At 43.4% G+C, this 16315-nt stretch carries 15 protein-coding genes; 3 read left to right on the forward strand and 12 right to left on the reverse strand.

Going from position 1 to position 16315, the window contains the following annotated elements:
* Positions 1 to 4 precede the first annotated feature (4 nt).
* From G519_RS0134815 to G519_RS0134865, 11 genes are all read right to left on the reverse strand, one after another.
* The gene (locus tag G519_RS0134815; RefSeq protein WP_029196969.1) at positions 5 to 1363 is read right to left on the reverse strand and encodes an IS4 family transposase; all 1359 of its coding nucleotides are present in this window, start codon (positions 1361 to 1363) and stop codon (positions 5 to 7) included.
* A 126-nt stretch (positions 1364 to 1489) separates the two neighbouring features.
* Positions 1490 to 2098, reverse strand: coding sequence for a hypothetical protein (locus tag G519_RS0134820; protein ID WP_029198533.1), 609 nt, complete (start codon positions 2096 to 2098; stop codon positions 1490 to 1492).
* Between the two features lie 69 nt (positions 2099 to 2167).
* Positions 2168 to 3718 (reverse strand): ABC transporter substrate-binding protein, encoded by a 1551-nt coding sequence (locus tag G519_RS0134825; protein WP_029198534.1) that lies wholly within the window; start codon positions 3716 to 3718, stop codon positions 2168 to 2170.
* Between the two features lie 63 nt (positions 3719 to 3781).
* Positions 3782 to 4711: a carbohydrate ABC transporter permease gene (locus G519_RS0134830; RefSeq protein WP_084160497.1), complete on the reverse strand. Its 930-nt coding sequence runs from the start codon at positions 4709 to 4711 to the stop codon at positions 3782 to 3784.
* A 9-nt stretch (positions 4712 to 4720) separates the two neighbouring features.
* Positions 4721 to 5629: an ABC transporter permease gene (locus G519_RS0134835; RefSeq protein ID WP_029198536.1), complete on the reverse strand. Its 909-nt coding sequence runs from the start codon at positions 5627 to 5629 to the stop codon at positions 4721 to 4723.
* A gap of 219 nt (positions 5630 to 5848) precedes the next feature.
* A complete protein-coding gene (locus G519_RS0134840; protein WP_029198537.1) occupies positions 5849 to 6613 on the reverse strand; it encodes a DeoR/GlpR family DNA-binding transcription regulator in 765 nt (254 codons plus the stop codon).
* Positions 6614 to 6660: 47 nt separating this feature from the next.
* Positions 6661 to 7683 (reverse strand): aldose 1-epimerase family protein, encoded by a 1023-nt coding sequence (locus G519_RS0134845; protein WP_029198538.1) that lies wholly within the window; start codon positions 7681 to 7683, stop codon positions 6661 to 6663.
* A gap of 14 nt (positions 7684 to 7697) precedes the next feature.
* Positions 7698 to 8246, reverse strand: coding sequence for a D-lyxose/D-mannose family sugar isomerase (locus tag G519_RS0134850; protein ID WP_029198539.1), 549 nt, complete (start codon positions 8244 to 8246; stop codon positions 7698 to 7700).
* Between the two features lie 20 nt (positions 8247 to 8266).
* Positions 8267 to 9472, reverse strand: a complete 1206-nt coding sequence (locus G519_RS0134855) for a carbohydrate kinase family protein (protein WP_029198540.1) — start codon at positions 9470 to 9472, stop codon at positions 8267 to 8269.
* A gap of 2 nt (positions 9473 to 9474) precedes the next feature.
* Positions 9475 to 10632 carry a Gfo/Idh/MocA family protein gene (locus G519_RS0134860; RefSeq protein WP_029198541.1) on the reverse strand — a complete coding sequence of 386 codons (1158 nt, stop codon included), beginning with the start codon at positions 10630 to 10632 and terminating at the stop codon, positions 9475 to 9477.
* A gap of 27 nt (positions 10633 to 10659) precedes the next feature.
* Entirely contained in the window at positions 10660 to 11490 is an 831-nt protein-coding gene (locus G519_RS0134865; RefSeq protein ID WP_029198542.1) for a class I fructose-bisphosphate aldolase, read from the reverse strand.
* 229 nt (positions 11491 to 11719) lie between these two features.
* Between G519_RS0134865 and G519_RS0134870 the strand changes: the two genes are divergently transcribed.
* Complete coding sequence (locus G519_RS0134870; protein WP_029198543.1) at positions 11720 to 12427, forward strand: DNA alkylation repair protein; 708 nt, start codon at positions 11720 to 11722, stop codon at positions 12425 to 12427.
* A 480-nt stretch (positions 12428 to 12907) separates the two neighbouring features.
* On the opposite strand, the gene G519_RS0134880 is transcribed toward G519_RS0134870, so the two are convergent.
* Positions 12908 to 14284: an aminotransferase-like domain-containing protein gene (locus G519_RS0134880; protein ID WP_029198545.1), complete on the reverse strand. Its 1377-nt coding sequence runs from the start codon at positions 14282 to 14284 to the stop codon at positions 12908 to 12910.
* A 198-nt stretch (positions 14285 to 14482) separates the two neighbouring features.
* On the opposite strand from G519_RS0134880, the gene G519_RS0134885 reads away from it, so the two are divergent.
* Complete coding sequence (locus G519_RS0134885) at positions 14483 to 15349, forward strand: DMT family transporter (RefSeq protein WP_029198546.1); 867 nt, start codon at positions 14483 to 14485, stop codon at positions 15347 to 15349.
* A gap of 351 nt (positions 15350 to 15700) precedes the next feature.
* Positions 15701 to 15901: a hypothetical protein gene (locus tag G519_RS0134890; protein WP_029198547.1), complete on the forward strand. Its 201-nt coding sequence runs from the start codon at positions 15701 to 15703 to the stop codon at positions 15899 to 15901.
* Positions 15902 to 16315 lie beyond the last annotated feature (414 nt).

Raw genomic sequence — 16315 nt, forward strand, 5'->3', positions numbered from 1 at the left:
TAACTCAAACTTCGCAGCCTGAAATCGGCAGATAAGCCTTGAGGTAACTGGGCAAACCGACAATCCATTGTTGTAGTTGACTTTTTATTAATTTCGAAAGTTTTTTGGATGCTTTTGTAGCTACTTCACTGATCAAATCGATCAGTTGCTGTAAGGCGACTACCCAATCCAAGGTGCTGACTTCATCACATAGCAAATAAAACAAACCACCAAGCGTTCTTTGGTCCGTGCTTTGTCGATGCTGCCATGCAAGCAGAATATAACGAGAAAATACAATCGTTGTATGACTAACGAGTAGGTCGTATGAAAGACCTTGAAACTCCTTTTGCAGGCGTAACATGGATTTTGCACACTTAAAGAAGACCTCAATATTCCAACGCATCGTGTAGGTACTAATGACTTCCTGAGGCGTCAAAGTCAAGTCGGTGGAGAGAATTGCTAGCCATTCTTTTTTCTTGGAGCGATGCCGAATAAATACCACGAGCACCGGTATTCCGGCGACCAATTCAGTTCGAATGCAGCGAAGAATATCGGACTTCTTTCCCTCAACTTGCGGGGCTACCAGATACAATTCCTTTAGGTTCAGGCGGATTCCTCCAACTAGGTAACGTTTGTTGTCATTTTTAATCATGCCAATGACATGGAGACCACGATCCAGGATTTCTTTTATGAGTGGCGCATGGGTGAACCAACTGTCCATTAAGGCATAAGACGCAGACGCACCAGCAGCTATGGCACGGTCTATCATAGACGCGATGACCTTTGGCGCTGAAAGTAGCGCTTCCTCGCGGCGTTTATAGCCGACGGTTCGTTTATCCGTCCATTCAGAGATGCCATTTATTTGTGATTTGACCGAGCTCAGCAAAGCAAAATCCATGGGAATAAACGAATGGCTGTCAGACCATCCCATCGTCAGCATACGGAAGCCTTTATAATAGGCTCCAGTGGCGTGATCTTTGAATCTTGCAAGCAATTCTACCGCTTTGCTGCGGTTACGATCAAACATGGAATCGTCAAAAATGAATGCGGTCACACGCTCGTCTGAGGTTAGCGTTTCGACTTTATGGATGGTTGCTGTGCTAAGGGAAAGGAGAAACTGTCGCCAAGCAAATTTGGTATGATTCAAAAAACGATAAACGGCGTCTTTGCCTGGAAATGATTCCGCTTTTTCACTTTGGAGCAGGCGAAACCAATTTTTCTGATGAAACAAAAGAACGAATACAAGCTGATACAGATAAGCAGCAGAATAACCAAATTTCTTGCTTATTTTTGCGTCTTTTAAGTGCTTTAGCACATGAAGTTCTTCGAATGCCGGTTTAATTTCTTTAGGCAGTTGATTGCAGGGCTGCTTTTGATCTATCATATAGAGGACACCTCTTCTGTGTGGTAGTGGATTGCTCGACACAATCACTATATCAAACGGAAGCGGTGTTTTCTATTTTTGCAAGAGATAGATTATTATCTTGAGTTAGCTATATATATCAAGGGGTTAAAAGCAATTTTGCTCTGCGAAGTTTGAGTCAATAAGGCTTTTATTCAATAAAATAACAAGATATCCTTGGCTTGCGATTTTGGAATAGTTCGATGGAACGATTAAAGCCAAATAAGATTCAGTATTAAGCGTATGATTGAAAAATCTTAATGTCGTTGGAGCATTATTCTTGATCCGCGCAAGCATTTCCTGATCAGTAAAATCCGCAAAACTATGAATTCCTGCCTTTGAATCAATCACTTGCTGCGTCTTCGTATTAACCAAATAGGTTGTATCGATAAATGCTTGCAAACTCATAAATTTGGAAACGGATTTAAAGGCATAGGACGCAGATAAGGGCTCATTTCTATCAGACATTAGCCAATTGAATATGTCAGGGTCTTGATAAATATTTAAAGCATAGGCGCGAAGATGGTCCAATTGATATTCAAACCCTTGGCTCAATCTGTCTGTCTTAATTTCCATCAAATGATTGATATCTTCATAAGCCTGCTTGGAATATTCTTGTCTTAATAAATAGGAGAAGAGGAGAATGATAACGGTAAATAAAATTCCCATATTCAAAAAATTTCGAAGGTATGTTTTTTCTGGCAGCAGCCTCTTCATCTGAACTCTCCTTCATTCATTCTTACTCCTATTCATTAAAACACAAACATCCGCTTATGTAATGCTCAGCTACTTTTTAGCAAGAAACGCGTCGATTTGCTTTTGTTCTTCTACTTGAATTTTCTTTGCTAAAGGTGCTGCTTCCGCTTTAAATTTAACCCAGCTTTGATCGGGATCGACAACACCGTTGAACAATGCGGAATAATATTTAGACTCGATACTGACGTATTGAGAAATTTCATTGCTTACCGCAGCGTTATTGAAAGTAAATCCGGATAGTTTATCAATGGTAAAATTACTTGCATCTGCCGTCCATTTGTTCAGCTTTTTCGTAGCATCCTCTTGACTGGCATCCAGACGGTCCGTCGTCGGATTCCAAATCCATACGTAAGGAAACCATGCATAACTGTCGCCTTTAAACTTATATTGGTCGTCCCCAATCGCTTCCCAATTCTTATCTTTAATCCCATACACCAACAAATCATAATTTTCTTTCTGATTGGCCCAATCAAGGAATTGAATGGCGCGCTCCTTATGCTTGCTTACAACGGGAACAGCAATAAAGTTATATTGAAGTGAATTCGTTAGTATTGCACCTTTCTCCAGATTCATAAACGTTACAGCTTCAAATTCCGCTTTAGGGCTTCCAGTTTTTAAAGCTTGCTGCATATCATTCGTCACTCCAAATTCATTATGCGGAATGATGGCTGCTTTGCTTTGCTTGGCCGGCTCGTTTATATCCTTAATTGCAAGCACATCAGGGCTGATGATTTTATCCTGATACAGTTTGCGGGCATTCTGGATCCATGACCAAACCATGGGCTCCATTTGATCGAACAGGTTATACACTTTTCCATCATTATTCTTCGTATATAGAACAAGGGATTCCGAAAGCGCCGGGCTCGGGGTAATGTTTTCCTTATTGTCCGACCAATAACGACGGAAAGCACCTTCCGACAAACCTTTATTCACATCTTGACCTGCTGGAATAAACGGAGTAACGTTAGGAATCTTATCTTTCACCGCGTAGGCATATTTGATCAAGTCTTCATAGGTTTTGATCGGCGCTATACCCAACTGTTCGCGAAGATCTTTTCTCACATAATAAACGCGTCCTTGTACAAATGTGTTTCCGTTTGGAATTGCCATGATTTTCCCGTCAAATTTGTTTGCATCCCACATTTGCTGCGGACGGTTTTTGAGAATGTTCGGACCATATTGCTTTAACAGGCCATCAAGCGGTTCATAGCTGCCTGCCGCGATTTGCTGGGTAATGTGCAGCCAGGGCGCATCAAAAATCAAATCGATGTCTTCTCCGGAAGATAGGGTTACCTGCGTTTTTTGAGCAAGATCAGCCCAAGGAACGAAGACAACATCCAATTTGACGTTTAAGGAATTCGCCATCTTTTTTTCAGCTTCTTGGATAACCGCATCAAAATCTTTCGGGCGGTCTCCGGGGACCATAATTTTCAGCGTGACAGGTTCAAGCTTCTTCTGATCGCCAGCTTTCGTTGCAGCGATTGTGGAGGAAGGCTCAACACGCTTGTCGGTGCATGCTGTCAACATGCTCGCCAGTACCATCATGGTTAAAACTGCACCTGTCCCTCTTTTCATGCTCATTTTTAACGACCTCCTAGTTGTAATTATATTTAACCGAGAGACTCGGGTAAATTTATCATTGAATTATCCCTTCACGGCACCAATGGTAATTCCCTTAACGAAATACTTTTGCAAAAAAGGATAGAGAAGTACGATAGGACCAATGGTCAGGCAAACGGTTGCCAATTGAATGGCACTCGTCGGAGCTGTTACTTGATAGCTGGCTCCGCCCCCAACGTAAGCGGAAACATTAAGATTCGAAATCAATTGGCGAATCATTAATTGCAGCGGATGCAGCTTGTAATTATCTATGAAAAGTAAGGATAAATACCAATCATTCCAATACTGGATTGCATAAAAGAGCGATACAGTCGCAATGACAGGCGTAGAAATCGGTAATATGATTTTATAAAACAGACGAATATCTCCCGCCCCATCAATGGTTGCAGCTTCATTGATTTCATAGGGAAGCGATTTATAGAAGGCAACAAGAATGAACGCATAGAAAGGGTTCAATATATAGGGTAAAATAAGTGCCCAAAGGGAGTCCTTTAAATGAAGCCAATTCGCAACCATCATGTAAAAGCCAACTAACCCTCCACCCAGAACCATCGCTAGGTAAGTTAAAAAGGAAAGAACATCCCGGTACTTTACTTTTGGATGTGCCAGTACATAAGCAAACATGGATGTGATAGTTACGGCCAATACAGTACCCGCAATCGTAATAACCAATGAATTTTTATAACTGGTGAGGAATTGGCCTCCTACCAGCAAGTACTTATAGGCATCTAAGCTCCAAGCGCTCGGAATCAATTGATAACCATATTGGAGGAAGCTCGCTTCGGAAGCGAACGAATCCACCAGCACAATCCAAAAGGGAATGACGCAAACCAAACTGAACAAGACTATGAGAACATACATGAAACAGAGAAACACTTTTTCACCCCAGGATTGATCATTTCTGATCCGTGTTCGAACTGTCTTTTTCGATGCTGTCCAAGCTGTGTTTCCCATATTCCCCTCCTAAAATAAGCTCGAATCGGGATCTATTTTTTTAGCGATCCTGTTGAAAATAAGGATGGTAAACAATCCCATGATCGATTGATAGAAAACAACGGCGGAAGACATTCCGAAGTTGCCCAACTGACGCAGCGCCCTGAACGAGTAGGTATCGATTACATCGGTTGTCGGATATAGAATGGAGTTATCCCCGATTATTCCATAAATCATACCGAAATCTCCGAAGAAGATACGTCCGACTCCTAAAAGCATTAACACCACGATGACGGATCGAATCGAAGGAATGGTGATGTGTATGATTTGCTGCACTCGGGTAGCTCCATCGATCTTGGCCGATTCGTAATATTCAGAAGAAATGCCTACGATTGCAGCCAAAAAGATAATGGAATAATAACCTGCAAATTTCCAAACGTAGACCAATGTTAAGATAAGAGGCCATAAATATACACGCTGATACCAATTAATGCTATCGATATTCATTTGCTTCAACCAGTTGTTCATTAAGCCGTCTGTGCTCATAAAAGCTAGTATCATTAAGCTCACGACCAACCAAGAAATGAAATAGGGAAGAAAAATGAGGGATTGACTAATCTTCTTGATCACTGTTGAGCCAATTTCATTAATCAGAATGGCAAGAATGATGGCAAAACCTATACCAAAGATTAGAAACAGTAAGTTCAGATAAACCGTATTGAAGGTAACCCTCAACCAATCTTGCCCTCCGAAAAAAAATTTAAAATTATCCAATCCAACCCACTTGCTTCCCCAAATTCCTTTCACAGGCTGGAAGCGTTCAAACGCTATTAAATGTCCGAACATTGGAATATAGGAGAAGATAGCTAAAAAAACGATTCCCGGAATAGCTAGTACATATAGCTGACGATTTTTTGCAATCTCCCTGATGAAAGCCATAAGCAAAAATACTCCTTTCTTCTTTCCTTTTGATGTCTGGTGATTTAGAGCTGCCTTCGAATTGATTGCTGAATCTCTCACTTTCACAATAATGAGTTTTTCAATTGCTGCATAGTTCGAATACTGTCTAATCAAACAATAAACAGAAATGGAACTTGGGCCGTAAAAAAGACCGGAACCCCTTATTTTCCAAGGAGTATCGGTCTTATAACGGACATTTCAGCAGCTTACTACGATTTCCACAGAGGCTTCCTTTAGAATACCATCCAATTCCTGATCAGGGCAGCGATCTGAGATAATTCGATCTACAGCATTCAGAGACGCGAACGAAAACAAATCCCTAATGCCATACTTCATATGGTCCATAACAATATTCACTTCTGAAGCCTGCTTGATGACAAGCCGTTTGATTTCTGCTTCATGCATATTAGAGTTACTAAAGCCATGCTTGAACGACACGCCAGTGGTACCAATAAAGACACGGTCAAATGCCATTTGAGCAATGGAACCTGCTGCAATAGGACCGACCAAAGTCGATGTTTTATCCAGAAGCATACCTCCAACTACAATCGTGGATATTTGCTTCCCTTGAAGCTCGGCGGCAATATTCAGGGCATTCGTAACAACGGTAATATTCATCCCCGGTTTCAAATACCTCGCTACCTGCAATGTTGTTGAACCGCCATCCAGAAAAATCGAATCACCAGACTTAACAAGTTGAGCGGCTTGCAGGCCGATTCTCATCTTCTCATCCATCATGAAGCCAGTGCGATCCTGCAGCGCAATATCCTTGCCAACGAGAATAGCGCCACCGAATGTGCGCCTAAGTAGTCCCATAAATTCAAGCTTTTCCAGATCCCTGCGCAGCGTCATTTCGGTGACGTCAAACATTTCTTTCAACTCAGCTATTTTAACTTCGCCGTCTAGAGCCATTCGATCCAGAATTTGTTGCTGACGTTGGTTAATGGTTTGGTTATGCGTCATGGTGAGCCCCCGTTACTTTTCTTCAATGACTCTATTATCCCTAGAACTCACTTTAGGATCAACCTTAAGTTATATTTCACCGTTTCGCCTGGCTCCAAAAAGACAAGCGTTCCTTGCTCGCGCTCTTTATGCCGGCCTCCAACGTGGCAGTTAGCAGGCTCTATGCCTAACACATGTGTACCAGCCCCAGGCATTTTCCACTGAACAAGTTTGGGCAGTGTGTCTGAAGACCATTGAAGGGTAACTTGTACCTCAGTTTCTCCGTCGTGAAGAGGGAAATGTTTATTTACAATTTGCACTTCGGGTTCCCCATGTATGTGGTGATAGTAGACTCGTTCTTGATAATTCGCATCCGGAGCCTGCCACTCCTGATATCCGCTAATGGAATTTTCGCTCTCACGCGCTTGCACACTCGTATCCTTGAAAATGATCGCCGTCTCTTCGCTTAACAAGGGGAATCCGAAATTAAAATGGTATAAGATCATATGCGGACAGCGCTGAAAGCCCATATTGCGAACTTCATCCTGAATGAATATTTCGTTCTCCCCTAGACGGCTGCGAATTTGCCTCGATAAGCGAAGGCACCCGCCAAAGATGGAAGTTTCCTCCACCTCGCCAGAAATTCTCATTTCCATTTCGTCCTCAAACCAGTTGCTTACAGCCGTGACTTGCCTTGCAGGCGTATGATGGATTCGACCGTGCAAGCCGAGGCGTTCCCCATCATCCTCACCAGAAGCGCCTACTTGCATCAATCCGCAAGTCATGAGCAAATCGCCTGATGCTGTTCGAAGCCAGCCATTTCCCGCAGCATCATAATAAGCAGGATGAGCATCGCCATTCGGAGATTGCCAGCTAATCGGTATGCCATGGAACTCGGCAAGAGAGATGTCCAAGCCTTTAGATGGCGTTATATAATAGCTCAAACCCGCTCCTGTTCGAATCTGAATCTGCTCTACATCCGCTTCATTTCCCTCTGTGGTTACGAACCGCTTGATGCCGGCTATTTGTTCAATTTTACCTACTCGTGCTTCCAGCTCACGCCTTGACCAGCTTTTACCATATAGTTTCATTGTCTGATATCCTTTTACTCATCTTCCGTAACGATGGGCATCCGTACGATTCGAGGATCTGTAAAGATATCAAATTCATCACGGCTTGTGCTGGAAAATTCGGAGACAATGGCACCTAAATTACCCGCTTGAAACCAATGCTTGATTCCGGGCTCAATCGTGTATTGTTCACCTGGAAGTAATTCTATCTCATGATAGACGGTGTAATACGGCTCACTGCCTGGAGGAACAATCGACTTGATGCTTGTCGCAGCTTCTCCCTCTACATACAAGAAAACGCTTCCTGAACGGCAGCGAAAGGTTTCCATTTTACCGGGTGCACTTCCGATAGTTGGGTGTAAATGCTCTGGGCACGTTTGGCGTGGGAACAATACTAATTCTTTCGCACAGTAGCGGTCCGTATTCACATAAGTAATTAACTCCAAACCCTGAACGTCAAGTTCTCCGAGCCCAAAACCCGCCACTTCAATATGCGTTATTTCCTGTTCCGTTAATGCAATACCGCTAGACTTCAACATAGCTGCTGCGCGTTCTTGCGCTTTGCCTATTTCACTTCGTTTCATAGGTTATCCCTGCCCTTCTCCTACGATTTGTGATGAGGTCCGATCCATATGCCATGCTCATTAAAGCTCCAATTATTCAAATGGAGCTTCATTTCACGCTTTGCCCAACCGTCGCTGATTCGACGCCACACCTCTGATCCATCCGGAATGCCGCTTGTCGCATCTGCTTGTTCTACATTACATGCACCGACGCCGACAGCGGTATGGAGTGAATCCTCCAAAGTTAAGCCCCTCATCAGACCAAGTAAAAATCCCGCAATCGTGCAATCACCAGCGCCCGTAGTTCCCACAACATCCACCTTATAGCAAGAAGTTATCAACTCACTATTCGTCCAATTTCCGAGATGTTCTTGAGCAGGTGCGCAAAGTCCCATAGCCATTAGACGGCTATGATCGGAGGTTGTTCGCACATATAAGCCATGCTCTCCTAGCTTCAGTCCAACGATTGCAGCACCCATTTCTAACAATTCTTCCGAAATTTCAGATAGGAGAGCTCTACTCGCAAAAGGTAAAAGATCTCCAGACGGAGCCTCTTGCAGCAATTGATCGTAATGTTCACGATGCAGCATATAAAGAATTTCTTCAAAGCTGGGCAAAAACACATCGACATAAGGGAGTACTTTTGCAAATATAGCACGCCAATTAGCCTTACCCGCGTCAGATTTAGGGTCAGGCTTTGCCAAATCAAGCGATACGGTCAACCCGCTATCCTTGACCATTTTAAGCAATAAAGCTAATTCATTTCCGTCATTCTCATACATCCTGCGCATTAAAGGCGGATATCCAAAATGAAACAAGCGCGCACCTTTGAGCTGTTCAGGATTTAAGTCCCCTGCCGAATACGTATCGTTGGCTCCTGTCGAATGCAGGAAGGTCCGGTCTATATGCGGAGGACTAATCACAATAGAGTAAGAACTGTGCTCATTAGGAGACACGATCATACCATCAACTAAGGCCGAGCCATGCTGTCTTAAGACCGTAAGAATGGCTTCACCGAATTGGTCTTTTCCAATTTTGCCCATTAAATTCACTCGACTGCCTAGACGGTGAAGCGCAATTCCCGTATTGGAAACTGCGCCTCCCGTTGAAATTACCGCGGGACCAATATCAACGAGCTTACCCGGAACCAGCAGAGCATCCATCCCAGATTGTTTATCGTAGATAGTTGGTATAATATCCAAGCAAATATGCCCAGCGATGATCACTTCCGCTTCGTTCTGACTCAAAGCTATTCCCTCCAGTCGATCGAAATCGTTTGTCCTGTCCGGTTCGATTCCAATGCTGCTGTAAATACCTTATGGCTTCCTGCTGCCTCCTCTGGAGTAGCACAGTAGAAAGGCTGCTGTGTCTCCTTACCATGCGCCAGTTCATCACAGAAAGCTGCCCACATTTGGAGAATCGAATCCGAGAAGCCGAACTCAAAGATACCTCCTGTAATTGTGCCGTACGCTGATTTATATGGCGCATCCACGACATGCCATGCTTGATTGCCACCCGGTGTATAAGGTAAGGAAGCTACCTGTTTAGGATTTTTCGTTGTAAATTCGGCAGAGAAGTCGGTACCTGTTATTCGGATAAACCACGTGTTCGCATTGCCCGGGGCAATACGTTTGGTGGATAGAATCATAGGAAACTGTTGGCCCTCCATTTCAACATCACAGGCAAGAATGGCATTGTCCCACGTCTCGCAAGGAACCATGTTTCCTTTTCCATCTGGTCGTTCGGGTACGACTTTGGTCAATAAGGCCCTTACGGACTTTGGTTTCCAGCCATAACGCATAGGCAAGTGCAGGACATGCATGCCTAAATCCCCCATGCATCCATATTCGCCATTGGTAGCGATTCGCCTTTTCCAGTTAATCACTTTGGTCGGATCGAGATCGCTGGAATGCCAGAAGCCCGCTTCGACTTCGATAATTGTACCGAATTTATTTTCCTGGACCCATTGAAAGATTTGTTGAGCTCCCGGATAAAATGGAAATTCGGAGGAGCAACGAACAATAACGTTCGGGTGTTTGATAATAGCTTCTGAAATACGACGGTTTGCTTCCTGATCAATGCCAAACGGCTTTTCTCCCAGCAAATGCTTGCCTGACTCGATAATATCGATATAGATTTGCGCATGAAGATTGTGTGGAACCGCACAATATATGGCATCTACAGAAGGATTAGCAAGAAGCTCCTTATAGTCTGTGTAAGCTGCCTCCACGCTCGCAATGTTATCCTGAAACCACTGCGTCGCAGCAGAATTCGCATCGCATACAGCCACAATCTTCGGTTCAAAATCAACATTGGTAAGATGACACCAGCGGGCTGCCGCGCTTGCAAACTCTTTTCCCATTAAACCGCAGCCAATAACACCAAAGCGTATGGTTTTTTTCGACATTTTAGGGTGAACTCCTTTTGGATGTTATTAAGTTAAAATAGTTAGGGCCTGTTCTGCGGAAGCACCATGGTGGACAATGGACATCAAGGCTTTGGTCATACCGGCTGGATTCGGATGCTGAATGACATTGCGGCCATAGACAATGCCTGACGCGCCTTGTTTCATCAATTCTACGGTACGGGTCATAATTTCCTCATCGCTGGCTCTTCCTCCGCCACGCACAAGTACGGGAATCCCGGAGGCAATTTCAATGACACGATGATATTCTTCTACATGGTCACAAGGATCTGCTTTAATCACATCCGCGCCCAATTCTACAGCTTGACGGACTAGCGGCAAAATTTTATGAATATCGCCATCTACCATATAACCGCCCTTTGCTTCATTGGCCAGCATAACCAAGGGTTCTACCATAAGAGGCATGCCGTATTTTTCACATTCTGTTTTTAATATAGAAACATTTTTAGCACATTGATAGTGCAACTCAGGCTGATTAGGCAGCAACAACAGATTGACACAAACCGCCACAGCATCCATTCGAACAGCTTGCTCAATCGCCTTATCGATAAGCTCGCTAAACAAGAAATGCGGCAGCACGCTTCCATAAATATTAGCTACATCTGTACGAAGCACGAGTCCAGGCTTCCGGCTGCCAGGGATCGATTGGAGATGCCCAGCCTGCCCAATGCTTAGTTGAATGCAATCAGGACCTGCTTCCACAATCGTCGCAATCGCTTGCTTCATATTCTCAATTCCAGCTAAAAATCCAAACTCGTTAAAAAAACCATGATCAACAGCCACATCAAAGCATTTTCCTTGCTTGCTAAACATTCGATTTAATCTTGGTTCTACCGACAATTAAATTCACTCCCTCAAATAAATGTTATTTTATAACTTTAAAAGTTGTTTTATAACGTAATTATATGTTAATTTATAACAACCGTCTATAAAAAAAGCCTATCTCGGACTGAATCTGCTTCCTGCTCAGATGGAAGTGCCATTAAAAATACTTTCAAAATCTGATATAGTCTTAATAGATAGTTATAAACCTTAAGGGAAACCTCCAATTAGAAGGAAGTGTTAAACAATGAATGTAAATATGGTTATGCAAGAGCTTGAAGCTCTCGGCAAGGAACGAACCAAGAAAATCTACATATCCAATGGCGCGCGCGAACCGCTTTTTGGCGTGGCTACAGGCGATATGAAGCCCATCTTCAAGAAAATAAAAATAAATCAACCTTTGGCTGAGCAGCTTTACTCCACAGGGAACTACGACGCCATGTACTTTGCGGGCATAATTGCAGACCCAAATGCAATGACTGAAGCCGATTTTGAGCGTTGGATGGATGCGGCTTATTTTTACATGCTGTCCGATTATGTGGTTGCAGTAACCTTGGCAGAAACAGAAATTGCTCAAGAAGTTGCTGATAAATGGATCGCAAGCGGCGAAGAACTGAGAATGTCAGCGGGCTGGAGTTGTTACTGCTGGCTTTTGGGTAATCGCCCAGACAGGGAATTTTCCGAAAGCAAAATTGCCAATATGCTTGAAATTGTGAAAACTACGATTCACGATTCTCCTGAAAGAACAAAATACGCTATGAATAATTTTATTTATACAGTAGGGGTATCCTATATGCCGCTCCATGATAGGGCGGTCGAGACCGCAATGGCAGTAGGCCCAGTAGAAGTCAAACGGGACAAGAAAAAAAGCAGTTTCCTACATGCTGCCGACAATATTCAAAAGGGAGTAGATAGAGGGCAACTTGGTTTCAAACGCAAACATGTAAGGTGTTAAACTATAGCTTCGCCACAAGAAACGATTTGGACAGCCAAGCCATTACTATCCGATTAGATTTCCTTTCAGCTTATGGGGCTTTGTCAAGAATGTACAACCAGTAACCTCTTCGGAAACGAGAATAGACGTTTAAAGTAACATTGTCCTTTTCGTAGATGATATGGTCACCAAGTGTTTCCTTATGCAACCAGCCCCGTAGAGCCAGATAGGCAGTAATTTGTTGTTCGGATGGCCCTCGTCTCCCAATTAATTTACTGGCATCTGATGTAAGGGGTACTAAACGTGCATGACCAGTCTCTATGGAAAGTATTGCCTTTGGTATAGAGAAGGGGTACTCCTTTGCCAGTGCAAGTATTGTCAAGAAAATCGAAAAAATGATCAAACCAGACCAAATGACTATCTTTCTCATAGGCAAGTAATGTCCCCCCTTCTTCATGTACCTTCACCTTTAGTTTTTACGTTCCCAAGTTTGGAAAGTTTTCATAACCGAAAGAATGGCTTAGGGGAGCTGCTTGTATATCGGGCACGCTCCAGTTCTTCGGCAATGATGCGAATCCCCTCTTCAATATCCTGCTCATCGGTCCGAATGATGCTAAGACGCAGCAAGTTAAGCTTGGGGAAAGATGTCAGGAACTGCTTATCGGTTGCCAGTACATCAACACCACGATTCTCCAATCGATTGACCAAATCTTCTGTATGAATTGACTCCGGAAGGTGTATTGAAGCGAAGAGCCCTCCGCAAGATTCGATGGTATATAAGCACTCTTTAGGCAATAATCGCTGTGAAATTTCCCTTAGATGTTTAATACGATGATTGTACAAAGATTTCATTTGCTTTACATGATGAGTATACATCCCGGACTTCATATAAATCTCAAGCACACCTTGAGAAAGCACTGAGGTGCTCAGATCCGCCGTATGTTTATGCCATTGGAGTAAAGGAATAAACGAATGGGGTACTACGGCCGCGGCAAGTCGTAATCCGGGCATCATCACTTTGGAAAAGCTTCTGAGATAAATAACATGGCTGGCTCCATTATAAGCGTGAATAGGATCTGCTTTACTGTTTGTTTCCAAATCAGCAAGATAATCATCCTCAACGATGTAAACGTCATTTGCTTTAGCGAGTTCTGCCAGTCGCTGTTTGTCTTCCGCTGTGTAAGAAGTGCCTAACGGATTATGGAAGCGCGGGATTGTGTAAAAAAACTTGATCATATTACTTTGAAAATAGCGCTCCAAAGTTACCCAATCAATCCCGTCAGGAGTTCTTTCGATGCCGATTACAGTTTGTCTTTGTGTCTTAAGCGCAGCCAGCATTCCCCAGTAGGTTGGTTGCTCAACCAGAATGTTGGTTTTTCCGTTTGGGAAAGGCATCCCCGCTAGAAGATGAAGAGCTTGCTGAGCGCCTGAAAATATAAAAACTTGCTGTGCCGAAGGGAAAACCTGTTGCTGCTGAAAAAGCTTCACGATCTCCTGGCGAAGAGAAAGCAAGCCCTGTGGATCGGGATAAGTAAATATGGACGTCTCAAATAATTCCATCGCTTTATTCAAGCATTGACGAAAGTCGATTTGCGGTATCGACACAGGATCGGGAGCCGCTGATGCAAAATCGATTCGTTTTGTCTGCAGTAGGGGAAGAAGCGCTTCTTTGGCTACGACAAAATAACCACTCTTCGGACGAGAATAAATGAGATGTTGATTTTCGAGTTCCTTATAAACTCCAATAATTGTGTTGAGACTGCAACCGAATCTTTCGCTCTGTATACGGATGGATGGCAGCTTCTGACCGGGTTTGAAGAGACCATTGACTATTTCCGAACGAATGATTTGCTGAATGGATTCCTTTTTATTTTTCATATTTATACCTCCAACTGTTAATTCGGTCGATTATCTGTACCCATACAGATAAGCAAATAGTCAATATACATTGTATTTTGTATCTACTATAATACAAAATAATCATACAGAAGTGTATTTTATAAATATTTTTCGTACCTTGATCTCTCAAAGTGTCGAGTGCATTTTTGTGTAAAAATTTTTTTTGAGGTGATTGTAATGAACAAAACGACAAGCGGCTGGATCAATGGTTTCCTGGGCGTGCTCATCTTCAGCGGCTCGCTACCCGCCACACGGTTGGCTGTGATGGATTTTGATCCGTTATTCCTCACCGTATGCCGTGCCGCAATTGCTGGGGTGTTAGCGGGAGTGCTTCTCCTCATCTTCCGGCAACAACGGCCTGTCCGAAGCGACATCGTTCCGCTATTGTTAGTAGCACTTTGCGTGGTAGTAGGTTTTCCACTGCTGACAGCCTTGGCGCTTCAGTCTGTCACATCCGCGCATGCAATTATCTACATTGGGCTTCTGCCGCTTTCGACGGCGATCTTTGGCGTACTGCGGGGCGGTGAACGCCCGCGACCAACCTTTTGGATCTTATCAGCTCTAGGCAGTTCCCTTGTAGCAGGATTCGCCCTAACACAAGGGGCTACATCTTCGCCGGTCGGTGATTCGTTAATGCTGGCTTCTATCATCGTGTGCGGTTACGGTTATGCGGAAGGGGCTCGACTCTCAAGGAGGCTAGGGGGCTGGCAGGTGATCTCTTGGGTGCTCGTTCTTTCTCTTCCCGCTATGTCACTGCTCTCGTTTTATTACAGGCCGGTTTCATGGGCGGGTATCAGTGGTCCGGCACTCTGGAGCCTTGCTTATGTCTCCCTGTTTAGTATGCTCATCGGTTTTGTGTTCTGGTATCGTGGTCTTGCCCAGGGAGGTATAGCAGCGGTCGGACAATTACAACTCCTCCAACCTTTCTTCGGCCTGCTACTTTCGGCTTTTGTTCTGCAGGAGTCAATTGGTTGGCTTATATTTATAGTAAATATCGGTGTCGTACTGTGCGTGGCAACTGCGCGAAGATTTGCATCAATATAGTTTTCAACGTCAGAAATTGTGAACATTAATGATTAGCCCCTTGCTGGTATGGTTATTACATATTGGATTAAACAACCAGAAAATAAACATCTGAAATCTCTAGACACAGGGGATTTGAGTCGCAGAGATCTGTATGAAAGGACACCTCATGGCATTCGCTTGTTCGAATTGACACAAATTACATAAAGTGATATGGTCATAGCAACAAGACGTTCCGCTTTTTTTTGCGGAATGTCTTGTTGTACTTTTATGGATATTTTACATTTAATGTATTTATTTTGCGAAGGGGTGAGGACCTATGTGATTCTGCTGTACATTCTAGTCAATCAACAGTTCAGGGAGGAACACTGAGTGATTCAGGTAAAAGAGTTTTTAGATACGGATACGTCTTATGCGGAGACAAGAGCTAATCAGTTTTTAGCCGGTTTAAAGGATGAGCAAGTTGTTAATGTTTGCTATGGATCCATCATGAAGTCATCTGTAAACGGGGCGGGTTTCCAACGTAGTGCTATCCTCGTTGTTTATAAAACGGGAGAAAGCAATCCTAAGTAAAACGAGGTGTTCTCACCAAAATGGAGACCTTCTTTAAATTGCTCTCAGTTATCTCTACAGTTCTTATTGCAGCAATCCTATTGGGTTTAATCTTACACCTGAAATATTCATGGAGCCTTTGGCCGATTGGAAGAATTGGTAAAACAAAGAAATTACTCATGCAACATCATACACATCTGAAATTTAAGAGATACAACAGAATGGTTCTCTTGTACGGTTTTCTAAGTAAACGAGTGGTATTCATAATAATTGCTTGGAAATGGGCATACTTGCCCGTTGCGCCAGAATACTACTTTTGAAATTTCGGCTGGATGACTCTAACCGTCATCCAAATCTAGGCAAGCGTTGGATATTCTTTAGTGTTTGGATGAATGGCTCTCTGTAAATACAGGAACTGCACAATTTCCATGTCCA

This window comes from Paenibacillus alginolyticus DSM 5050 = NBRC 15375 (genome assembly GCF_000422905.1).
GTDB lineage: Bacteria > Bacillota > Bacilli > Paenibacillales > NBRC-103111 > Paenibacillus_E > Paenibacillus_E alginolyticus.